This is a genomic window from Pseudomonas sp. MN1F, from assembly GCF_009391885.1.
Classification (GTDB): Bacteria; Pseudomonadota; Gammaproteobacteria; order Pseudomonadales; family Pseudomonadaceae; genus Aquipseudomonas.
In genome coordinates this window covers 56706-80117 of sequence record NZ_VZII01000025.1, presented here as the reverse complement: position 1 = coordinate 80117, position 23412 = coordinate 56706, and the positions used below count along the sequence as shown (strand labels likewise).

Annotated in this window: 20 protein-coding genes; 16 read left to right on the top strand and 4 right to left on the bottom strand. The window is 63.5% G+C overall.

Annotated features, from left to right (window positions below; all coding sequences use genetic code 11):
* Positions 1-11 precede the first annotated feature (11 nt).
* From gatB to F6X59_RS14090, 3 genes are all read left to right on the top strand, one after another.
* Positions 12-1457 (top strand): Asp-tRNA(Asn)/Glu-tRNA(Gln) amidotransferase subunit GatB, encoded by a 1446-nt coding sequence (gatB, locus tag F6X59_RS14100; protein ID WP_152956728.1) that lies wholly within the window; start codon positions 12-14, stop codon positions 1455-1457.
* A 146-nt stretch (positions 1458-1603) separates the two neighbouring features.
* The gene (locus F6X59_RS14095) at positions 1604-1978 is read left to right on the top strand and encodes a septal ring lytic transglycosylase RlpA family protein (RefSeq protein WP_082433675.1); all 375 of its coding nucleotides are present in this window, start codon (positions 1604-1606) and stop codon (positions 1976-1978) included.
* A gap of 60 nt (positions 1979-2038) precedes the next feature.
* Positions 2039-3082, top strand: a complete 1044-nt coding sequence (locus F6X59_RS14090) for a calcium/sodium antiporter (protein WP_152956727.1) — start codon at positions 2039-2041, stop codon at positions 3080-3082.
* Positions 3083-3091: 9 nt separating this feature from the next.
* Here F6X59_RS14090 and F6X59_RS14085 read toward each other — a convergent pair whose 3' ends face one another.
* The 4 genes from F6X59_RS14085 to F6X59_RS14070 all read right to left on the bottom strand — a co-directional run bounded on the left by F6X59_RS14085 (position 3092) and on the right by F6X59_RS14070 (position 7422).
* Positions 3092-4450: an amino acid permease gene (locus F6X59_RS14085; RefSeq protein WP_152956726.1), complete on the bottom strand. Its 1359-nt coding sequence runs from the start codon at positions 4448-4450 to the stop codon at positions 3092-3094.
* Between the two features lie 57 nt (positions 4451-4507).
* On the bottom strand, positions 4508-5449 hold the full coding sequence (locus F6X59_RS14080) for an AEC family transporter (protein ID WP_152956725.1): 942 nt from the start codon (positions 5447-5449) through the stop codon (positions 4508-4510).
* Between the two features lie 156 nt (positions 5450-5605).
* A complete protein-coding gene (locus tag F6X59_RS14075) occupies positions 5606-6166 on the bottom strand; it encodes a response regulator transcription factor (protein ID WP_079229623.1) in 561 nt (186 codons plus the stop codon).
* Entirely contained in the window at positions 6166-7422 is a 1257-nt protein-coding gene (locus tag F6X59_RS14070) for an ATP-binding protein (RefSeq protein ID WP_152956724.1), read from the bottom strand. The genes F6X59_RS14075 and F6X59_RS14070 overlap by 1 nt, the downstream gene beginning before the upstream one ends.
* A 202-nt stretch (positions 7423-7624) precedes the next feature.
* Between F6X59_RS14070 and F6X59_RS14065 the strand changes: the two genes are divergently transcribed.
* From F6X59_RS14065 to F6X59_RS14005, 13 genes are all read left to right on the top strand, one after another.
* Entirely contained in the window at positions 7625-8341 is a 717-nt protein-coding gene (locus F6X59_RS14065; protein ID WP_152956723.1) for an SIMPL domain-containing protein, read from the top strand.
* Between the two features lie 302 nt (positions 8342-8643).
* The gene (locus F6X59_RS14060) at positions 8644-10269 is read left to right on the top strand and encodes an ABC transporter substrate-binding protein (protein ID WP_152956722.1); all 1626 of its coding nucleotides are present in this window, start codon (positions 8644-8646) and stop codon (positions 10267-10269) included.
* A 153-nt stretch (positions 10270-10422) separates the two neighbouring features.
* Complete coding sequence (locus F6X59_RS14055; RefSeq protein ID WP_152956721.1) at positions 10423-12015, top strand: ABC transporter substrate-binding protein; 1593 nt, start codon at positions 10423-10425, stop codon at positions 12013-12015.
* Between the two features lie 143 nt (positions 12016-12158).
* A complete protein-coding gene (locus tag F6X59_RS14050) occupies positions 12159-13538 on the top strand; it encodes an OprD family porin (RefSeq protein WP_152956720.1) in 1380 nt (459 codons plus the stop codon).
* A gap of 73 nt (positions 13539-13611) precedes the next feature.
* Positions 13612-15207 (top strand): ABC transporter substrate-binding protein, encoded by a 1596-nt coding sequence (locus F6X59_RS14045; RefSeq protein ID WP_152956719.1) that lies wholly within the window; start codon positions 13612-13614, stop codon positions 15205-15207.
* Between the two features lie 74 nt (positions 15208-15281).
* Positions 15282-16292: an ABC transporter permease subunit gene (locus F6X59_RS14040; protein WP_152956718.1), complete on the top strand. Its 1011-nt coding sequence runs from the start codon at positions 15282-15284 to the stop codon at positions 16290-16292.
* A 10-nt stretch (positions 16293-16302) separates the two neighbouring features.
* Positions 16303-17229: an ABC transporter permease subunit gene (locus tag F6X59_RS14035; protein WP_152956717.1), complete on the top strand. Its 927-nt coding sequence runs from the start codon at positions 16303-16305 to the stop codon at positions 17227-17229.
* Between the two features lie 10 nt (positions 17230-17239).
* Complete coding sequence (locus F6X59_RS14030; protein WP_152956716.1) at positions 17240-18208, top strand: ABC transporter ATP-binding protein; 969 nt, start codon at positions 17240-17242, stop codon at positions 18206-18208.
* Entirely contained in the window at positions 18208-19176 is a 969-nt protein-coding gene (locus F6X59_RS14025; protein ID WP_152956715.1) for a peptide ABC transporter ATP-binding protein, read from the top strand. Before F6X59_RS14030 ends, F6X59_RS14025 begins: the two co-directional genes overlap by 1 nt.
* Before the next feature lie 347 nt (positions 19177-19523).
* Positions 19524-20333, top strand: coding sequence for a nuclear transport factor 2 family protein (locus F6X59_RS14020; RefSeq protein ID WP_152956714.1), 810 nt, complete (start codon positions 19524-19526; stop codon positions 20331-20333).
* Between the two features lie 64 nt (positions 20334-20397).
* A complete protein-coding gene (locus F6X59_RS14015) occupies positions 20398-21804 on the top strand; it encodes an FAD-binding oxidoreductase (protein ID WP_152956713.1) in 1407 nt (468 codons plus the stop codon).
* 32 nt (positions 21805-21836) lie between these two features.
* Positions 21837-22178 carry a cupin domain-containing protein gene (locus F6X59_RS14010; protein ID WP_152956712.1) on the top strand — a complete coding sequence of 114 codons (342 nt, stop codon included), beginning with the start codon at positions 21837-21839 and terminating at the stop codon, positions 22176-22178.
* A 51-nt stretch (positions 22179-22229) separates the two neighbouring features.
* Positions 22230-23309, top strand: a complete 1080-nt coding sequence (locus tag F6X59_RS14005) for a polyamine ABC transporter substrate-binding protein (protein WP_152956711.1) — start codon at positions 22230-22232, stop codon at positions 23307-23309.
* Positions 23310-23412: the final 103 nt, after the last annotated feature.

Here is a 23412-nt window from a genome sequence, read left to right as displayed (position 1 = left end):
GGAATTCACACATGCAATGGGAAGTTGTGATCGGGCTGGAGATTCATACCCAGCTGGCCACCCAGTCGAAGATCTTCTCCGGCAGCGCCACCACCTTCGGCTCCGAGCCGAACACCCAGGCCAGCCTGGTTGACTTAGGGATGCCCGGTGTACTGCCGGTGCTGAACCAGGAAGCCGTGCGCATGGCCTGCATGTTCGGCCTGGCGATCGATGCCGAGATCGGCAAGCGCAACGTGTTCGCGCGCAAGAACTACTTCTACCCGGACCTGCCCAAGGGTTACCAGATCAGCCAGATGGACCTGCCGATCGTCGGCAAGGGCCACCTGGACATCGCCCTGGAAGACGGCACCATCAAGCGCATCGGTGTTACCCGCGCGCACCTTGAGGAAGACGCCGGCAAGAGCCTGCACGAAGACTTCAGCGGCTCCACCGGCATCGACCTGAACCGCGCCGGCACGCCGCTGCTGGAGATCGTCTCCGAGCCAGACATGCGCAGCGCCAAGGAAGCCGTGGCCTACGTCAAGGCCATCCACGCGCTGGTGCGTTACCTGGGCATCTGTGATGGCAACATGGCCGAAGGCTCGCTGCGCTGCGACTGCAACGTGTCGATCCGCCCCAAAGGCCAGGCCGAATTCGGCACCCGCTGCGAGATCAAGAACGTCAACTCGTTCCGCTTCATCGAGCGCGCGATCAACAGCGAGATCCAGCGCCAGATCGACCTGATCGAGGACGGCGGCAAGGTGGTGCAGGAAACTCGCCTGTACGACCCGAACAAGGACGAGACCCGCTCCATGCGCAGCAAGGAGGAGGCCAACGACTACCGTTACTTCCCCGACCCGGACCTGCTGCCGGTGGTGATCGAGGACAGCTTCCTCGAAACCGTCCGCGCTGGCCTGCCGGAGCTGCCACCGCAGAAGGTCGAGCGCTTCCAGAGCCAGTACGGCCTGTCGGCCTACGACGCCAACGTGCTGGCTTCCAGCCGCGAACAGGCGGACTACTTCGAGGAAGTGGTGAAGATCGGTGGCGACGCCAAGCTGGCCGCCAACTGGGTCATGGTCGAGTTGGGCAGCCTGCTGAACAAGCTGGGCATCGAGATCGACCAGGCGCCGGTCAGCGCCGCGGACCTGGGCGGCATGCTGCTGCGCATTCGCGACAACACCATCAGCGGCAAGATTGCCAAGACCGTGTTCGAGGCCATGGCCGCCGGTGAAGGCGATGCCGACAGCATCATCGAGAGCAAAGGCCTCAAGCAGGTCACCGACACCGGTGCGATCGACAAGATGCTCGACGAAATGCTCGCCGCCAACGCCGAACAGGTCGAACAGTACCGCGCCGCCGACGAGGCCAAGCGCGGCAAGATGTTCGGCTTCTTCGTCGGCCAGGCGATGAAGGCATCCAAAGGCAAGGCCAACCCGGGGCAGGTGAACCAATTGCTCAAGGCCAAGCTCGAAGGGTGATTGTTTTACCCCTGTAATGCTGCGAGGGCTTTGCCCTCGTTCGCGGCTAAAGCCGCTCCCACAGGTACGGCGTTGCTCTCACGGGCAGCGCCGTACCTGTGGGAGCGGCTTTAGCCGCGAATGGCCGCACTAGGAGAGCACCTGACTTGCTAAAACGATCCCTCGGCACCCTGGCCCTTTTCTCCTTCCTGGCCGGCTGCGCCAGCCACGACATCGACCCGCGCGGTTACAACGAAACCGGCACCGCTTCCTATTACGGCTCGCGCCACCACGGCAAACGCACTGCCAGCGGCGAACCGTTCAACCAGCACGGCCTCACCGCAGCCCACCGCAGCCTGCCATTCGGCAGCCGGGTGCTGGTCACCAACCTGGCCAACGACCGCAGCGTAGTGGTGCGCATCAACGACCGCGGCCCGCATACTCGCGGCCGCCTGATCGACCTGTCACGTGCTGCCGCAGAAAAAATCGGCATGCTCCGTAGCGGAACGGCGCGCGTGCGGGTACAAGGTCTGAGCGACTGACCTGACAGGAGTCCAAAAATTTTCGACCTGGCCACCCTCCCCACCTTCAGCCTGCTGCAAATGGGCGTTGCCCTGCTACTGCTGATCGCCGGGGCCGAACTGCTGGTGCGCGCGGCGCTGCGCCTGGCTGAACGCCTGCGCGTGCGGCCACTGATCATTGGCTTAAGCCTTGTAGCCTTCGGCAGTACCGCACCGCAGCTGACCGTGAGCCTCCAGGCCGCCTACCAAGGCGCGCCCGACGTGGCCGTGGGCAGCGTGATCGGCAGCAACATCTTCAACGTGCTGGTCATCCTCGGCCTGGCCGCGCTGATCATTCCACTGCGGGTATCACGCCAGCTGGTGCGCCTGGACATCCCGCTGATGATTGCCGCCAGCGCCTTGGTCTATGCGCTCTGTGCCAACGGCCACCTGGGCCGGGCCGAAGGCTTGCTGTTGCTGCTCGCCCTGGCGGGCTACCTGGCCATGCTGTGGCACCAGTCGCGCAACTATGCCCGCACCTACCCCGCCCAGGATGCTACGGCAGCCAGCGCTGGGCGCTTCTGGTCCGGGACGCTGCTACAGGTGCTGTTCGGCTTTGGGCTGTTGAGCCTGGCCGGCCACCTGCTGCTGGAAGCTGCCATTGAAGTGGCCACCGATCTCGGCCTGTCCGAACGCGTCATCGGCCTGACTGTAGTCGCCGTATGCACATCCTTGCCTGAACTTGCCGCCGCGCTGATTGCCGCCATTCGAGGCGAGCGGGAGATTGCAGTCGGTACGGTGATTGGCAGCAACCTGTTCAACTTGCTGGGAGTGCTCGGCCTGACGGCACTGGTCACCCCCGAGCCGCTGACCATCTCGCCCAATGCGCTGGCGTTCGACCTGCCGGTGATGCTGGGTGTCGCGGCCCTGAGCCTGCCCGTGTTCTATTCCGGCTACCGCATCACCCGCATCGAAGGGCTGGTGTTCCTCTGCCTGTACCTGGCCTACGGCCTGCATGTGGCAGCGTTTACCATGGGCATGCCGCTGGCCGGGCGGCTGGAGCGGCTGATGCTGTTCTATGTGCTGCCGGTGCTGGGCGCGGTGTTGCTGTACACCACAGCCCGGGCCTGGCGCAGGCAGCACTGACCGCTGTACTTATCTCCCCTGCCGAGCCTTCTTCAGCCTGAAAGCGCCCCAGAGCACCAGAATCCAAGCCGGAATCAGCATCACCGAGATGCGAATCGGCGGGGTCAGGTACATCACCACCAGAATCAGCACGATGAACGCCAGGCACAGGTAGTTGGTCAGCGGATGCCCCCAGCTCTGGTAAAACGGGGTGATCCCGGCCGCCAGCTTGGCCTTGCGGAACTTCAGGTGGGTAATGCTGATACTGGCCCAGTTGATCACCAGCGCCGACACCGCCAGCGCCATCAGCAGGCCGAACGCCTCACCGGGCATCAGGTAGTTGATCAGCACGCACAGGCCGGTCGCGAAGGCCGAAACGCCCAACGCCGTCAGTGGCACGCCGCTGCGGCTGACCTTGAGCAGCTGACGCGGTGCATCACCCTGGCTGGCCAGGCCGAACAGCATGCGGCTGTTGGCGTATACGCAGCTGTTGTACACCGACAACGCAGCAGTCAGCACCACAATGTTGAGGATGGTCGCCACCAGGTCGCTGTCCAGCTCGTGGAAGATCATCACGAACGGGCTGCCGCCCTGCACCACTTTCTGCCAGGGGTACAGCGACAGCAGCACGGCCAGCGCACCGATGTAGAAGATCAAAATGCGGTAGACCACCTGGTTGGTCGCTTTGGGGATGCTCTGACGCGGGTTGTCGGCCTCGGCGGCGGTGATACCGACCAGCTCAAGGCCACCGAACGAGAACATGATCACCGCCAGCGCCATCACAAGGCCGGTCACGCCATTGGGGAAGAACCCGCCGTATTGCCACAGGTTGGCCACACTGGCATCCGGGCCACCATGACCGCTGGCGAGCATCCAGGCGCCGAAGCCGATCATGCTGACAATCGCCACCACCTTGACCAGGGCGAACCAGAACTCCATTTCGCCATACACCTTCACCTGGGTCAGGTTGATCAGGTTGATCACCACGAAGAAGATCGCCGCCGTGGCCCAGGTCGGGAAATCCGGCCACCAGTACTGCACATAGATGCCCACGGCCGTGAGCTCGGCCATGCCGACCAGCACGTACACCACCCAGTAGTTCCAACCCGAGACGAACCCGGCGAACTCGCTCCAGTATTGGTGGGCGAAGTGGCTGAAGCTGCCGGCGACCGGCTCCTCGACCACCATCTCACCCAATTGGCGCATGATGAAGAAGGCCATCAGGCCGGCGATGGCGTAGCCCAGCAGAACGGAGGGGCCGGCCAGCTGGATGGTCTGGGCGATGCCCAGAAACAGCCCGGTGCCGACGGCACCACCCAGCGCAATCAGCTGGATATGGCGATTCTTCAGCCCGCGCTTCAGCGGCTCGGGCGTGCTCTGGTCTTGCATGAAGTGTCCTTTGGCTCAGTGAGGCAGTGTTGTTGCTGTTGTTTTGCAGTCAAGGATCTAGATCCATCCGCCCCACTGCAAGATGAAAATACCAATATTGGTGGTGATCGCCGCCATTAACGTAGTGATCACGATGATCGAGGCCGCCAGCTCATGGTTGCCGTTGGCGGCGCGGGCCATGACGTAACTGGCCGCCGCGGTCGGGCTGCCGATGTAAAGGAACAGGATGCCCAGCTCGGCCCCCCGGAAACCGCACAACCAGGCTCCCAGGGTGCCGATCAGCGGCAGCCATACCATCTTCACCAGGCTGGCATCGACGGCCAGCTTGCCGCTGTCACGCAGCGCCGCCAGCGACAGGGTGCCGCCGATGCAGATCAGCGCCAGCGGCAGGGTCATCTGCGCCAGGTAGTCACCCGAAGTCAGCAACCAGTTCGGCAGCGGCACCTGGCCGTACGCCATCGGCGTTGCCACCAACACACTGAGGATCAGCGGGTTGCTGAAGATGCTCTTGCAGATGCTCCACGGGTCGGACTTGAGGTCCGGGCTGTACACCGCCAGCACCACCGACGACAGCGAGTTGTACATGAGGATCACCAGGCCGGCGAGCACCGCACCCAGGGAGATGCCGTAATCGCCATAGAGGCTGGCAGCCAGGGCCAGGCCGATCACGCCGTTGTTGCCGCGGAACGCACCCTGGGTGTAGATGCCGCGGTCGGCCAACGGGCTGCGCCAGATGGCCATGCCCCAGGACACGGCGAAGCCGACCAGCGTGGCGGCGACGAAGTAGAGGATGACCTTGGGTTGCACCGCTGTGGCCAGGTCGGCGTGGTAGATGCCAAGAAACAGCAGCGCGGGCATGCAGACGTTGAACACCAACTGCGAGGCGACGCGGTTGAAGTTGTCGTCGATCAGGTGGATGCGTTTTAGCAGCACGCCCATGAACAGCATGGCGAAGACGGGCGCCGTGATGTTCAGCGTCTGGATAAGAAGGGCGAGCATGCGCAAGCGGTCCTGAAGGGGTTGCCGTTAGGCGGCTAATGATACGCCAACGCGTCAGGAAATGCGGGGATCGAGCGGGACTTTAAATCAAGTTTCTGTCTGTGCCGTCCTCTTCGCGGGTGAACCCGCGAAGAGGACGGCACTGGCAGCAGAAGGTCAGCGGCGAACCGGGCGCTTCTGCAACTTGCGCTGCAGGGTACGACGGTGCATGCCCAGCGCCCGCGCGGTGGCGGAGATATTGCCCTCGTGCTCGTTCAGCACGCGCTGGATGTGCTCCCACTGCAATCGGTCCACCGACATCGGGTTTTCCGGCACCAGAGAGTCCAGATCGGCATGCTCCGACAGCAGCGCCGCCAGCACGTCGTCGGCATCGGCCGGCTTGCACAGGTAGTTGCAGGCGCCCCGCTTGACCGCCTCGACGGCGGTGGCGATGCTCGAGTAACCGGTCAGGATCACCACGCGCATCTCCGGGTCCAGCTCCAGCAGCTTGGGCAGCAGCACCAGGCCCGAGTCGCCTTCCATCTTCAGGTCCAACGTGGCGTAGTCCGGCAGGTCCTGCTGGGCCAGGATCAGGCCTTCCTCGGCGGAACCGGCAGTGCTCACGCGGAAGCCACGGCGGCTCATGGCGCGGGCCATGACCCGGGTAAAGGTGGCGTCATCGTCCACCAGCAGCAGGTGCGGCAGCTCTTCGCCTTCGACCTGGTTTTCTTCGCTCATCATTCATCTCCTCGCGTGCCATGGGGCAGGCGCAGTTCGGTCAGGGTGCCACCCTGTTCATGACTATAGAGTTTCACCGAGCCGCCCGCACGGGTCACGCTGGCCTTGCTCAAGAACAGGCCCAGGCCGAAGCCTTTGCCCTTGGTGGTAATGAAGGGTTTGCCGATCGCTTCGGCGATGGCCGGCGGCACGCCAGGGCCATGGTCGCGGATGCTGATCAGGATGTCCTGGGCGTCCCAGTCGAGGGTCACCTGCAGGTCATCGGGACAGGCATCGGCGGCATTGTTCAGCAGGTTCAGCAGCGCCTGGGTCAGGTCCGGTGGCGGCGTCAGGCGCGGCACCTGGCCGTCGCGCAGGCGCTGGAAGCGGTAGCTGGCCTCCGGGCGCATCAGGTGCCAGCGGTTCAACGCCTCGTCGAGCCAGGCGGTAACGTCCTGTTCGACCACCGCCAGGCGGCGGTTGGCCTCGGCGGCGCGCACCAGCTGCTGGAGGGTTTCCTTGCACAGCTTGACCTGGTCCTGAAGGATCTGCAGGTCTTCCTGCAGCAACGGGTCGGTGTGGTCCTGGCGCATTTCATTGAGCAGCACGCTCATGGTCGCCAAGGGTGTGCCCAGCTCGTGGGCCGCGCCGGCAGCCTGGGTAGCCACGGCCAGCAGCTGCTCATCACGCAGGCTTTCTTCGCGGCGCTCGGAACGCAACTGCTCCTGGCGGCGCAGCTCCTCGGCCATGCGCGCGGCAAAGAAGGTAATCACGGCTGCGGCCAGGGCGATACTCAGCCACATGCCGTAGACCTGCATCTTGTCCCGCGCCATCGGCAGCCCCTCGAGCGGGTAGAACTGCACCAGCAGCAGGCTGTAGGCGGTCAGGGCGATGCCCGAGAGGATCAGCGAATACAGCCATGGCAAGGTCACCGCAGCAATAGCCAGCGGCACCAGGTAATAGGACACGAACGGGTTGGTCGAGCCACCTGAGTAATACAGCAAGGCACTGTGGATCAGCAGGTCGCAGGCCAGCTGCAAGGCATATTCGGTTTCGGTGACCGGCAGCGACAGGCGCAGGCGCAAGGCGGTGAACGCGCAGAGCAGCGACGACAGGGCCAGGGTCGCGGCCAGCGAAAGCCACGGCAGTGGCAGCAAGTCAGTCCAGTAGGCAACGCCCACGGAGCCTGCCTGGGCGGCCAGGACCAGAACCCGAATGACAGTCAGGCGCCAGAGGTTCTGGCGTGTTGCGGACAACGGTTGTGCGGCGGCGAGCATGCGCTCTCCCGATGAGTGCTCCAGGAAAATCGGCTGGAGTATACCGAAGCCGGGCGCCCCACTGCAGCAATGCGGCAAAGCGCCACACTTTGTCACACGTTCATAGTGGCACTTTTGAACCCACTACACTGGTCCCGGTCTGATTGGCCATGCGTGGAATGGATGGCCAGAACCCACGCCCATTATTGCCAAGGAGTAACACATGCACATTACCCGTCACGGCGCGGCACTGATCCTGTCCTGCGGCCTGCTCGCCAGCCTGCCGGCGTTGGCGGCCGACGAACCGCGCTACAACCAGGTATCGCTGCGCGCCGAAGTCAGCAAGGAAGTGGCGCGCGACCTGATGGTCGTGACCCTCTACAGCGAAGCGCAGAATACCGACCCGGGCAAGCTCGCCAAGCAGATCACCGAAACCATGAACAAGGCCGTGCAGCAGGCACGCCAGGTCAAGGACGTGAAGATCAGCCAGGGCAGCCGCAACAGCTACCCGGTGTATGACAGCAAAGGCCAGAAGATTACCGGCTGGCGCGAGCGCGCCGAGCTGCGCCTGGAAGGTGCCGACTTCCCGGCCCTGTCCCAGCTCACTGCCGACCTGCTGCAGGACCTGAAGATGGGCGGCATGGACTTCTCCATCGCCCCGGCCACACGCAAGGCCAGCGAAGATGAACTGCTCAAGGATGCGGTCAATGCGTTCAAGGCCCGTGCGCAGCTGGCAACCGAGGCGTTGGGGGGCAAGGGCTATAAAGTGGTCAGCCTGAACCTGAACAGCTCCGGTTACCCGCGCCCTTACCTGCGTAGCGCACCGATGGCGATGAAGGCCATGGGGGCTGACGAAGCGGCGCCAGCGCCGGATATCGAAGCGGGGACCAGTGAAGTCAGCATGAATGCCGATGGCCTGATCGAAGTGCAGATGCCCTGAAGATCGCCGGGGGCTGCTTGGCAGCCCCTATTTAGCAAAATCAGATATTTCCTACGCACCATAGAAGTGCGTCCTACACCCTCCCCCGCCCAGAAACATCCCGCAAAAAGCCATCATTTTGCCCACGCAAACGTTCAACTTCGCCGAAAGTTATACGTATGCGACATCCATGTACGCTCGTACTACTTTCCTGACGCCAACTATCCTTCTGCCTGTTGCATTGGGAATACCCCCTGCATAAGTATCCGCAGGTCGGCTCACGAGGCCACCTCAATCCAAAAAATGACAACAATGAGGCCACCATGCTCAAACACGCAGTCATTCCGTTCCTGCTAGGTGCAGGCTTGCTCGCCGGCGCCCCGCTGGCCCAGGCCGCGTCCAACCTGGTGTTCTGCTCCGAAGGCAGCCCGGCCGGCTTCGACCCGGGGCAATACACCACCGGAACCGACTTCGACGCCTCGGCCGAGACCGTGTTCAACCGCCTGACCCAGTTCGAACGCGGCGGCACCGCGGTCATCCCGGGCCTGGCAACCAAATGGGACGTGGCCGACGACGGCAAGACCTACACCTTCCACCTGCGCGAAGGGGTCAAGTTCCACACCACCGACTACTTCAAGCCGACCCGCGAATTCAACGCCGACGACGTGCTGTTCACCTTCAACCGCATGCTCGACAAGAACCACCCGTTCCGTAAGGCCTACCCCACCGAGTTCCCGTACTTCACCGACATGGGCATGGACAAGAACATCGCCACGGTGGAGAAGCTTGACGATCACACGGTGAAGTTCACCCTCAATGAAGTGGACGCCGCGTTCATCCAGAACCTGGCCATGAGCTTCGCCTCCATCCAGTCCGCCGAGTACGCCGACCAGCTGCTCAAGGACGGCAAGGCCGCCGACATCAACCAGAAGCCGATCGGCACCGGGCCATTTGTGTTCAGCAAGTACCAGAAGGACGCGCAGATCCGCTTCAAGGGCAACAAGGACTACTGGAAGCCCGAGGACGTGAAGATCGACAACCTGATCTTCGCCATCACCACCGACGCCTCGGTGCGCATGCAGAAGCTGAAGAAGAACGAGTGCCAGGTCACCCTGTTCCCACGGCCGGCCGACATCGAGCCGCTGAAAGCCGACAAGAACCTGCAGATGCCACAGCAGGCCGGCTTCAACCTTGGTTACATCGCCTACAACGTGATGGACAAGATCAAGGGCAGCAACGAGCCCAACCCGATGGCCAAGCTGGAAGTCCGCCAGGCGCTGGACATGGCCGTGGACAAGAAGAAGATCATCGAATCGGTCTACCAGGGCGCTGGCCAGCTGGCAGTCAACGGCATGCCACCCACCCAGTGGTCCTATGACACCAGCATCAAGGACGCGCCGTACGATCCCGAGAAGGCCAAGCAGTTGCTCAAGGAAGCCGGTATCAAGGAAGGCACCGAGATCACCCTGTGGGCCATGCCTGTGCAACGCCCCTACAACCCCAATGCCAAGCTGATGGCCGAGATGCTGCAGTCCGACTGGGCCAAGATCGGCATCAAGGCGAAGATCGTCAGCTATGAATGGGGCGAGTACATCAAGCGCTCCAAAGGCGGCGAACAAGGCGCCATGCTGATCGGCTGGAGCGGCGACAACGGTGACCCGGACAACTGGCTGGGCACCCTGTACGGCTGCGACGCCATCGACGGCAACAACTTCTCCAAGTGGTGCTACAAGCCCTACGACGACCTGATCAAGCAGGCCAAGGCCACTTCCGACCAGGCCAAGCGCACCGAGCTGTACCAGAAGGCCCAGCACATCCTCAAGGAACAGGTGCCGATCACCCCGATCGCCCACTCCACGGTCTACCAGCCGATGAGCGCCAAGGTGAAAGACTTCAAGATCAGCCCGTTCGCGTTGAACGCCTTCTACGGCGTCAGCGTGGACAAATAGGGTAGATCCCGGCACCCGCCGATCGACGGCGGGTGCCGCCTCACCACCCTCAAGCATCTCGCGCCCACTCCGACGCTACCCGCGACGGAGTCGGCAAACTGTTGCCGTCATTCGTACCCCGAGGCGGCTTGAACAGCTGGAAAAGGAACCGCCATGCGCCACGTCACTTACCTTTCGACCCTGCTCGCCCTCGGCCTGCTGAGCCAGGCCCCTGCCCTTCAGGCCAAGAACCTGGTGTTCTGCTCCGAAGGCAGCCCGGCCGGCTTCGACACCGCCCAGTACACCAGTGCCACCGACAACGACGCCGCCGAGCCGATCTACAACCGGCTGGTGGAGTTCGAACGCGGCGGCACGGCGGTGCACCCGGCGCTGGCGACGAAATGGGAGGTCTCCGACGATGGCCTGCGCTACACCTTTCACTTGCGCGAGGGCGTGAAGTTCCATGCCAACAAGGCCTTCAAACCGAGCCGTGATTTCAACGCCGACGATGTGCTGTTCACCTTCAACCGCATGCTCGACAAGGACCAACCGTTCCGTAAGGCCTACCCTACCGAATTCCCGTACTTCGTCAGCATGGGCCTGGACAAGAACATCGCCCGGGTCGAAAAGACCGACCCGTTGACCGTGGTGTTCAGCCTGAACAAGGTCGATGCCGCATTCATCCAGAACCTGGCCATGAGTTTCGCCTCGATACTGTCTGCTGAATATGCCGAGCAGCTAATGGTCAGCGGGCGCCCCAGCGCCATCAACCAGCAACCGATCGGCACCGGGCCGTTCGTGTTCCAGCGTTACCAGAAGGACTCGCAGATCCGCTTCAAGGGCAACAAGCATTACTGGGCGCCGGATGAAGTGAAGATCGACAACCTGGTGTTCTCGATCAACACCGACCCGTCGGTGCGCATCCAGAAGCTGCGCCGCAACGAGTGCCAGGTCACCCTGCACCCACGCCCGGCCGACCTGCCGGCGCTCAAGGCCGACGGCAAGCTGCAGGTCATGCAGCAGCCTGGCTTCAACCTCGGCTACATCGCCTACAACACCCAGCACCCACCGTTTGATCGCCTTGAAGTGCGCCAGGCCATGGACATGGCAGTGAACAAGCAGGCCATCATCCAGGCGGTGTACCAGGACTCCGGCCAACTGGCAGTCAATGCCATGCCGCCAACCCAGTGGTCCTATGACAACAGCCTCAAGGACGCACCGTTCGACCCGCAAAAGGCCAAGCAGTTGCTGCAGCAGGCCGGGGTCAAGCCGGGTACCGAGATCACCCTGTGGGCCATGCCCGTACAGCGCCCGTACAACCCCAACGCCAAGCTGATGGCCGAGATGCTCCAGGCCGACTGGAGCAAGCTCGGCTTCAAGGTGCGCATCGTCAGCTATGAATGGGGCGAATACCTCAAGCGCATGAAGAGCGGCGAGCACGACATCGCCCTGATCGGCTGGACCGGCGACAACGGTGACCCGGACAACTGGCTCGGCACCCTCTACAACTGCGACGCCATCGGCAGCAACAACTACTCGCTGTGGTGCGACCCGCAGTACGACAGCCTGGTCAAGCAGGCCAAGCAGGTCACCGACCGCGAGCAGCGCACGGCGCTGTACCAGCAGGCCCAGCAGCGCCTGAAGCAACAGGTGCCGATCACCCCGGTGGCGCATTCCACGGTGAACCAGCCGCTGAGCATCAAGGTGGCCGATTTCAAGGTCAGCCCGTTCGGGCGCAATGACTTTTCCGGTGTGAGTGTTGATTAAGCGATAGCCAGTGCCGGCCTCATCGCCAACACAACTCCCCCGCTTTTGCCCGGCAACCCCGGGCAACCCTGGCAACACCGCAGCAAGCAACCCGGCCCACAAGGCCAGGTAATAACTAAAAGAACAGAAAGGGAGCTTTAACTTTGAGACTATTCACCTTGACCGCTTTGGCCTTATCCATCGGCACCTTTTGCGCCGTGACAGAGGCCGACACCCAGAGCCAGGACTACGTCCCGTTCAGCCTGAAATCCAGTAGCGAACAGGACGAGGCCAACGGCTTCATCGACGGCCAGAGCCTGTCCGGCAGCACGCGCAACTGGTACGCCCACGAACGCGCCACCCGCGCACCGCTGTGGAAGTACTACAAGGCCGACGGCACCCGCCACGATACCCACAGCCGCGACAACTGGGTGCAGGGCACCATCCTCAACTACAGTTCGGGCTTCACCCAGGGCACCGTCGGCTTTGCCGTCGAGGCCGCCGGCTACAACGCCGTCGCCCTGCAGCAGGGCCGTGCCGCGATCGCCGGGCCGAACAACCGAACACTCACCCACAGCGACGGCGACCCGGTCGGCCAGTGGAGCAAGATGGGCCTGGCCAACGTCAAGGCGCGCGTGTCCAACACCACCCTTACCGTTGGCCGCCAGTCGGTGGATACACCGATGATCGCCTACATCGGCAACCGTGCGTTGCCGTCGAGCTTCCAGGGTGCGTTCCTGCACAGCGCCGAGTTCGACAACCTGTCGCTCGACCTGGGCACCTTCGACCGCGTTTCGCCACGCACCGAACAGAGCCTGAGCAAGTTCCGCAGCGAATACAGCGCCACCGGCGTCGAGACCGACCGCGCCAGCACCGCCGGGGTCAACTACCAGCCGTTCAAGAGCCTGACCACCAGCCTGTACGCCACCAAGGTCGACGACTTCTGGAACCAGTACTACTTCGGCGCCAACCACGTGCTCGGCGACAACGCCGTGCTCGCCCTGACCACCGGCCTGAACTACTACAAGACCGTGGACGAAGGCAGCAAGAAGATGGGCGAGATCGACAACGACACCTACAGCCTGTCGTTCGGCCTGAGCCATCAGGCGCACACCCTCACCGCCTCCTGGCAGCAGGTCAACGGCAACGAGTACTTCGACTACCTGCACGAAACCAACGGCATCTACCTGGCCAACTCGCTGCTGTCGGACTTCAACGGCCCCAACGAGAAATCCCTGCAGCTCTCCTACGTGCTGAACATGGCGCCCTACGGCGTGCCAGGCCTCAAGTTCAACCTGTACAACGCCCGCGGCTGGGGCATCGACGGCACCCACTACACCGGCACCGCCTACGACGTGCGCGGCCTGGACGGCGAAACCCACTACGAGTGGGGCATCGGCACCAGCTACGCCGTGCAGAGCGGGCCGTTCAAGGACACCAGCATCCGCGCCACCTACACCGCCCACCGCGCCAGCAAGGCCCAGGGCGATGGCAGCCTGGACGAGTTCCGCGTAGTGACCACCATTCCATTCAACATTCTCTGACCACTGGCGCCACGGCCCGCTTCAACCCGGGCCGTGGCGGCTACGCTGGAATCAACGCATGCAGGGAGTTTCCATGACATCGCTACCGCTCCGCGCTGCCCTGGCAGCGGTTATCCTGGGCGCCGCCGGCAACCTCGCGGCCAAGCCGCTGGTGGTGTGCACCGAAGCCAGCCCGGAAGGCTTCGACATCGTCCAGTACACCACTGCCGTCACCGCCGATGCCTCGGCCGAGACGGTGTTCAACCGCCTGGTCGACTTCAAGCCCGGTACCACCGACATCCAGCCGGCCCTGGCCGAACGCTGGGACATCTCGCAAGACGGCCTGACCTACACCTTCCACCTGCGCCAAGGGGTCAAGTTCCATACCACCGACTACTTCAAGCCGACCCGCGAGTTCAACGCCGACGACGTGCTGTGGAGCCTCAATCGCCAACTCGACCCGAACCACCCGTGGCACGCCAAGACCAGCGTCGGCTACCCGTACTTCGAAAGCATGGCCTTCAAGGCGCTGCTCAAGTCGGTGAGCAAGACCGACGACCATACCGTGGTGATCACCCTGACCCGCCCCGAAGCGCCCTTCCTGCGCGACATGGCCATGGCCTTCACCTCTGTCTATTCCGCCGAATACGGCGACCAGCTGCTCAAGGCCGGCAAGACCGGTGACCTCAACAGCAAGCCGATCGGCACCGGCCCGTTCATCTTCCAGCGCTACAACAAGGACGCCCAGGTTCGCTACAAACCCAACCCGGACTACTTCCGCGGCAAACCGCCGGCCGATGCGCTGGTGTTCGCCATCACCACCGACAGCAACGTGCGCCTGCAGAAGCTGCGTGCCAACGAATGCCAGGTGGCGCTGTATCCAAAGCCGACAGACGTGCCATCGATCAAGTCCGACCCTCAGTTCAAAGTGGCGGAAACCGATGCGCTGGTCACCGGCTACATCGCCATGAACACACAGCACAAGTACCTCAGCGACGTACGCGTGCGCAAAGCCATCAACCTGGCATTCGATCGCCAGACACATATCGAGCAGCTGTTCGGCAAAGGCAATGCCACCGAAGCCATCAACCCGTACCCAAGCAGCATGCTGGGCAACAACGTGTCGATCACCAACCCGAAGCAGGATCTGGTCAAGGCTCGCGCTCTGCTGAAGGAGGCGGGCATGCCGGAAGGTACGGTGTTGACGCTATACACCCGTAACGGCGGTGGCCCGACCAATCCCAATCCGCGGCTTTCCGCCGAGATGCTGCAAGCGGACCTGGCCAAGATCGGCATCAAGCTCGACATCCGCGTCATGGAATGGGCCGAAATGCTGCGCCGCGCCAAGGCCGGCGAAGCGGACCTGATTTCCTCTGGCTGGGCCAGTGACAACGGCGACCCGGACAACTTCCTCGGCCCGCTGCTCAGTTGCGAAGCCGCGCGCAACGGTGAGAACTATGCCCGCTGGTGCAATGAAAAATTTCAGGACCTGATCGTCCGTGGCCGAGAACTCAGCAACGATGATGAACGTCGATGGGTCTATGCCGAGGCTTTGAAGGTGTACGATGACGATCAACCCTGGATCAACATGGCCCATCCGAAGATGTTCACTGCCATGCGAGACAACGTGGAGGGCTACGTGATCAACCCTCTGACCAACAACAACTTCGCCACCACCCGGGTGAAGTAGAACAACAACGATCGCCGGGACCCCACACGGGCACCGGCGGCACTGCGTGACCAGTTGATGAGGTAACCCCGACAATGTTGAGTTTTATTGCCCGGCGCCTGGGCCTGCTGATACCGACCTTTTTCGGTATCACCTTGCTGACCTTCGCGCTCATACGCCTGATCCCCGGCGACCCGGTGGAAGTGATGATGGGCGAGCGCAGGGTCGACCCCGAGATGCACGCCCAGGCCATGGAGCGCCTGGGCCTGAACAAGCCACTGCCGGTCCAGTACCTGGACTACGTCGGCAAGCTGGCCCAGGGCGACCTCGGTGAATCGCTGCGCACCCGCGAGAGCGTGTGGACCGAGTTCCTCACCCTGTTCCCCGCCACCCTGGAGTTGGCCCTCGCCGCCTTGCTGTTCGCCGGCGTCGTCGGCCTGCTGGCCGGGGTGATCGCCGCGCTCAAGCGCGGTTCGCTGTTCGACCACGGGGTGATGGGGATCTCCCTGGCCGGCTATTCCATGCCGATCTTCTGGTGGGGCCTGATCCTGATCATGTTCTTCTCGGTGAGCCTGGGCTGGACCCCGGTGTCCGGGCGTATCGACCTGCTTTACGACATCGCGCCGAAGACCGGCTTCATGCTCATCGACACCCTGCTCAGCGACGAGGAAGGCGCGTTCAAGGACGCGGTGATGCACCTGATCCTGCCGGCCATCGTGCTCGGCACCATCCCGCTGGCGGTGATCGCCCGCATGACCCGCTCGTCGATGCTCGAAGTGCTGCGCGAGGACTACATCCGCACCGCCCGCGCCAAGGGCCTGTCGCCGGCCCGCGTGGTCTTCGTGCATGGCCTGCGCAACGCGCTGATCCCGGTGCTGACGGTGTTCGGCCTGCAGGTCGGCACGCTGCTGGCCGGCGCCGTGCTCACCGAAACCATCTTCTCCTGGCCGGGCATCGGCAAATGGCTGATCGAAGCCATCGGCGCCCGTGACTACCCCGTGGTCCAGAACGGCATCCTGTTGATCGCCTGCCTGGTGATCCTGGTCAACTTCGTCGTGGATATCCTCTACGGCCTGGCCAACCCACGCATCCGTCATCAGCGCTGAGGCCTTCGCCATGACTAGCCCGATTCCGAAATCCGTCGCACCGGCCAGCCCGGTGGACCAGAGCCTGCTCTACCCCTCACCGTACAAAGAATTCTGGCACGCCTTCTCGCGCAACAAGGGCGCGGTAATGGGCCTGGCCTTCATGTGCCTGGTGGTGTTCTGCGCGTTATTCGCGCCATGGGTCGCCCCCCATGACCCGAGCGAGCAGTACCGCGACTTCCTGCTGACTCCGCCGGTGTGGCTCGATGGCGGCAGCTGGCAGTTCATCCTCGGCACCGACGAACTCGGCCGCGACCTGCTGTCACGCCTGATCCAGGGCGCGCGGCTGTCGCTGCTGATCGGCCTGTCGTCGGTGGTGATGTCGTTGATCCCGGGGATCCTGCTGGGCCTGCTGGCCGGCTTCTTCCCGCAGCTGCTCGGCCCCTCGATCATGCGCTTGATGGACGTGATGCTGGCCCTGCCGTCACTGCTGCTGGCCGTGGCCATCGTCGCCATCCTCGGCCCAGGCCTGATCAACACGGTGATCGCCATCGCCATCGTGTCGTTGCCGTCCTACGTGCGCCTGACCCGCGCTGCGGTGATGGGCGAACTGAACCGCGACTACGTTACCGCCGCTCGCCTGGCCGGTGCCGGGCTGCCACGGCTGATGTTCGTCACCGTGCTGCCCAACTGCATGGCACCGCTGATCGTGCAGGCGACCTTGAGTTTCTCCTCGGCGATCCTCGACGCCGCCGCCCTGGGCTTCCTCGGCCTCGGCGTACAACCGCCAACCCCCGAGTGGGGCACCATGCTGGCCTCGGCCCGCGACTACATCGAGCGCGCCTGGTGGGTGGTGAGCCTGCCTGGCCTGACCATTCTGCTCAGTGTGCTGGCAATCAACCTGATGGGCGACGGCCTGCGCGATGCGCTGGACCCGAAACTCAAGAACGCCGCCTGAGGAGACCGCCATGTCACTGTTGCAGATCAACAACCTGAACGTGCGCTTCGGCGACGCCAATGCCGTCCCCGTGGTCGATGGCCTGGACCTGGCGGTGGACGCCGGCGAGATCCTGGCCATCGTCGGCGAGTCCGGCTCGGGCAAATCCGTCACCATGATGGCCCTGATGGGCCTGATCGACGCCCCTGGGCGCATCACCGCCGATGCGCTCACCTTCGACGGTACCGACATGCTCAAGCTCAGCGGCCGGCAGCGGCGCAAGGTGGTGGGCAAGGACATCGCCATGGTCTTCCAGGACCCGATGACCGCGCTCAACCCCAGCTACACCGTCGGCTATCAGATCGAGGAAGTGCTGCGTCAGCACCTGGGCCTGAAGGGCAAGGCTGCGCGTCAGCGTGCTCTGGAACTGCTGAAGAAAGTCGAGATCCCGGCCGCCGAAAGCCGCCTGGACGCCTACCCGCACCAGCTCTCCGGCGGCATGAGCCAGCGCGTCGCCATCGCCATGGCCATCGCCGGCGAACCCAAGCTGCTGATCGCCGACGAACCGACCACCGCGCTGGACGTGACCATCCAGGCTCAGATCATGGAGTTGCTGGTCAACCTGCAGAAAGAGCGCAATATGGCGCTTATCCTGATTACCCACGACCTGGCCGTGGTCGCCGAAACGGCCAAACGGGTGTGCGTGATGTACGCCGGCCAGGCCGTGGAAGTCGGCCAGGTGCCGGAGCTGTTCGACGTGCCTGCCCACCCGTACAGCGAAGCGCTGCTGGCGGCGATCCCCGAGCACAGCATCGGTGCCGAGCGCCTGGCCACGCTGCCCGGCATTGTCCCAGGCCGCTACGACCGCCCGGCTGGCTGCCTGCTGTCACCGCGCTGCCCGTACGTGCAGGACAATTGCCGGCACCAGCGCCCGCACCTCGACCCGCAGGCTCACAGCCTGGTGCGTTGCTTCTACCCGCTGAACCAGGAGGTGGCGTGATGGCCGTCGTTCTCACTGCCCGGGAGCTGACCCGGCATTACCAAGTCTCCCGCGGGCTGTTCAAGGGCCACGCCCTGGTGCGCGCGCTCAATGGCGTGTCGTTCGAACTGGAGGCCGGCAAGACTTTGGCCGTGGTCGGTGAGTCCGGCTGCGGCAAGTCGACCCTGGCCCGTGCCCTGACACTGATCGAAGAGCCCTCCTCCGGCTCGTTGCAGATCGCCGGCACCGAGGTTAAGGGCGCCAGCAAGGCCGAGCGCAAGCAACTGCGCCGCGACGTGCAGATGGTGTTCCAGAGCCCCTATGCCTCGCTCAACCCGCGCCAGAAGATCGGTGATCAGCTGGCCGAGCCGCTGCTGATCAACACCTCGCTGAGCAAAGCCGAGCGGCGCGAGAAAGTGCAGAAGATGATGGAACAGGTCGGCCTGCGCCCCGAGCATTACCAGCGCTACCCGCACATGTTCTCCGGTGGTCAGCGCCAGCGCATCGCCCTGGCCCGGGCCATGATGTTGCAGCCGAAGGTGCTGGTGGCGGATGAACCGACCTCGGCGCTGGACGTGTCGATCCAGGCGCAGGTGCTGAACCTGTTCATGGACTTGCAGAAGGAGTTCAACACCGCCTACGTGTTCATCTCGCACAACCTGGCGGTGGTGCGACATGTGGCCGATCAGGTGCTGGTGATGTACCTGGGGCGGCCGGCAGAGATGGGGCCGAAGGAGGACATCTACGAGAAGCCGCTGCATCCGTATACCCAGGCACTACTGTCGGCGACACCGGCGATTCACCCCGATCCGCTGAAGCCGAAGATCCGCATTGCCGGGGAGCTGCCCAACCCGCTTAATCCGCCGGATGGGTGTGCGTTCCACAAGCGTTGCCCGTATGCGACCGAGCGCTGTGCCAGGGAAGTGCCGGCGTTGCGGCAGGTAAGTACGCGGCAGGTGGCTTGCCACTATGCCGAGCAATTTCTCTAGATCGGTGTGAAATTCATCGCGGCTAAATCCGCTCCTGCATCGGTCACCTTGTAGAAGCGGATTTATCCACGATGGGCCGCAAAGCGGCCCCAAGAATCTCAATGCATAAAGAACCAGATCAGAATGATCACCGGAATCGGCACCCCAATCATCCACAGCAATATCGAGCGCATGGCTTTTCTCCTTGTTCGATGGTGAACAAGACCGTGCACTCGCCATGCCACTCGTATCAAAAAATTACTTTCAATAAAATCAACAGGTTATGTTATTAGCCGCTTGATAGAACCGTGCAAATTGCCAGATGCATCCCCTTGCACGTGGGTGTTCTGCAATGCACTATCGAGCCCATGATCGCCACCCTCCTCCCCGACGGCCCTGAGCAGACCCCGCTCACCGCCGACACCGTGCTGCGCTACCACCTGTGCTGGAAGCACCGTGACCTCGACGGCGTGATCGCGCTCTACCACCCCGACATCCAGTACCACGACTTCTTCCAGAACCGCGTGCTCGGCTATGTCGAGCTACGCGACTACGTGCGCGCCTGCCTGCCCCATGCAGCCGGCGAAGACATCGTCCACAGCGACCGCATCCGCGTCGACGGCTGCACGGCGTTCATCCAGTACCAGGTCACGGTGCAGGGCGGCGAAGGCCTGGTGGCGTTCCAGTCCAGCGAAGCGATCACCGTCAAGGACGGCCTGATCTGGCGGGTCAACGAGTACGCCACCCTGGTGCGCCAGAACGGCAACGCCCTGGTCAGCAGCGGCCCACGCCCGGCCACCAGCCGCCTGGGCCTGTCGCCACGGCAGCTGTCGACCATGGCCCAGGACCTGGAGCACTACTTCCAGCGCCAGCGCCCCTACCTCGACCCGGAACTGGACCTGCAGCAGGTGGCCGACGCCAGCGGCTACAGCCGCAACCAGATCTCCTACCTGCTGAACCAGGTGCTCGGGCAAAGCTTCTACCGCTACGTCAACCAGGCACGCCTGCAACACCTGATGGCCAGCCTCGACGACGACAGCGTCGAGGCACCGATCGACGACCTGGCGTTCAACGCTGGCTTCAACTCGCTCTCGGCGTTCTACAAGTGCTTCCGCGAGCACACCGGCCTCACCCCCAAGGCCTATCTGAAACAAATTTCCCTGCGTGCACGCACGTAAGACAGGCGCTGGCCGACACCACTAGCATCGCCCACAGACCTTGACGGATGTGGAGCAAAACCCGATGCAACCCCTGCGCACGCTCAGCCTGTGGATGGACCAGCTCGACGAGCCGCTGTGCGCGCGCCCGGCCCTGCGCCAGGACCTCGAAGTCGATGTGTGCATCATCGGCGCCGGCTACACCGGGCTATGGACCGCCTACTACCTCAAGCGCCAGGCGCCGCACCTGAACATCGCGGTGATCGAGGCCAACATCGCCGGCTTCGGCGCCTCGGGGCGCAATGGTGGTTGGCTGATGGGCAACCTGCTCGGTGAAGACCGACTGCTCGCCACCCTGTCGCCGCAGCAGCGCCGCGCCAGCATCGACCTGCTGCATGGCATTCCGGATGAGGTGCACAGCGTGCTGCAACGCGAAGGCATCGACTGCGACTACCGCAAAGGCGGTGTGCTGTATTGCGCCGCGCGTTACCCAGAGCAGGAACGCAGCCTGCGCGCCTATCTCGACGATCTCTATCGCCAGGGAATGACCGAGGACGACTATCGCTGGCTGCGCCCCGAGCAGCTGGACGCGCAACTGCGGGTCAGCAATGCCTACGGCGCAATCTACAGCCCGCACACCGCGACCATCCAGCCGGCCAAGCTGGCCCGTGGCCTGGCCCGGGCGGTGGAGGCGCTTGGCGTGACGATCTACGAGAACACCCCAGCCATCGACTGGCAGCCCGGCGAAGTGCGCTCGCCCCTGGCGCGCATTCGCTGCCAGTGGATGGTGCCTGCGGTCGAAGGCTACGCCGCCAGCCTGCCGCCGCTGGGCAAGCACCAGTTGCCGGTGCAGAGCCTGCTGGTGGCCACCGAGCCGCTGCCGGAATCGACTTGGGAGCAGATCGGCCTCAGCCAAGGCCAGGCCTTCAGCGAAAGCAGCCGCCAGGTCACCTACGGCCAGCGTACCGCCGACAACCGCCTGGTGTTCGGCGCCCGCGGCGGCTACCGCTTCGGCGGCCGCCTGCGCGAAAACTTCAACCTCGACGAGCACGAAATCGAGCTGCGCCGCTACTTGTTCGGCGAACTGTTCCCGCAGCTCAAGCACGCACGCATCACCCACACCTGGGGCGGCAACCTGGGCATGGCGCGGCGCTTTCGCCCGCATATGCTCTGTGACCGCCAGCGCGGCATTGCCCTGGCCGGCGGCTATGGCGGCGAAGGTGTCGGTGCCACCAACCTCGGCGGCCGCACGCTGGCGGCGCTGATCCTCAACCAGCACAACCAGCTGACCGCGCAACCCTGGGTGCTCGACAACCGCCCGGTATCGAGCCTGGCCAGCTGGCCGCCCGAGCCCTGCCGCTGGCTCGGCTACAACGCGATCATCCAGAGCTTCGTCCACGAGGACCGGACCCTCGCCAACCCCGCCAGCGCGCCCTGGAGGCGGCGCCTGGCCAGCTCGCTAGCGGACTTCATGGAAGGTTTCATGCACTGACTTCCCTTTCCCCGACACAGGATCCACCGGTCATGAGCATCACCCAGTTCAAACACACAGACAGCGCCGTGCTTGACAGCTCCAACCCGGTCGCGGTGCCGCTTGGCGACCCCGTGGCAGTGACGTCGGTCACCTGCGTGGAACGCAGCGACGGCGTCGAAACCGGCATCTGGGAGTGCACCCCAGGGCGCTGGCGGCGGCAGATCCTGCAACAGGAGTTCTGCCATTTCATCAAGGGCCGCTGCACCTTCACCCCCGACGGTGGCGAGCCCCTGGTCATAGAAGCCGGAGACGCACTGATGCTACCGGCCAACAGCACCGGCACCTGGGACATCCAGGAGACCGTGCGCAAGACCTACGTTCTGATTTTCTGATCCGCTGATCGCCTGCCTTCGATAACAACAGACAAAGCAAGGTAACCCGATATGCGCATGTTCCTGTTCGCCCCCCTGATGCTGGCCGCAAGCTTCGCCAGCGCCGCCGAAACGGTGAAGATCTACAACTGGTCCAGCTACGTCGCGCCCGACACCCTGAAGAACTTCCAGCAGGCCAGCGGCATCGTGCCGACCTATGACGTGTACGACAGCAACGAGACCCTCGACGGCAAGCTGATGACCGGCAATTCCGGCTACGACGTGGTGTTCCCGTCCAACCATTTCATGGCCCGGCAGATCCAGGGCAAGGCCCTGAAGCCGCTGGACAAGTCGCAGCTACCCAACTGGCACAACCTCAACCCGGTGCTGATGAAGGCGCTGGAGGTCAACGACCCGGGCAACCAGTACGGCTTCCCGTACCTGTGGGGCAGCACCGGCATCGGCTACAACATCGACAAGGTCAAGGCGGTGCTCGGCGACAACGCACCGGTGGACTCCTGGGACCTGATCTTCAAGCCCGAGTACATGAGCAAGCTGAAAAGCTGCGGCGTGGCAGTGCTGGACAACGGTCCCGAACTGCTGCCGATCGCCCTGCACTACCTGGGCCTGCCGCACCACAGCCAGAACCCGGCCGACTACGACAAGGCCAAGGCGTTGCTGATGCAGGTGCGGCCGTACATCAGCTACTTCCACTCATCGAAGTACACCGGCGACCTGGCCAACGGCGATATCTGCGTGGTGGTGGGCTTCTCGGGGGATGTGCTGCAGGCGAAGAACCGCGCCGAAGAGGCGAAGAACGGGGTGAAAGTCGGGTATTCGATCCCGAAAGAAGGTGCGCCAATGTGGTTCGACATGGTGGCCATGCCGGCCGATGCGCCGGATGAGAAGGCCGGGTATGCCTACATGAATTACCTGCTGCAGCCAGAGGTGATGGCCAACATCAGCAACCACGTGCAGTACGCCAACGGCAACCTCAAGGCGGACGGGCTGGTAGAGCCGGCGATGAAGGGCAACACGATGATTTACCCGAGCGAAGATGTGATGGGCAAGCTGTACGCGCTGGAGGCGATGCCGGCGAAGATCGACCGCATCCGCACGCGGATCTGGACCAGCATCAAAGCAGGCAACTGACATTCGTCAGTTGCAAAGCCTCAAGCTGACAGCGGCAAGAAAAAAGCGGGCCAATTCGCGCCCGCTTTTTCTTGTAGCTTGCAGCTTGAAACTTGTAGCTGCT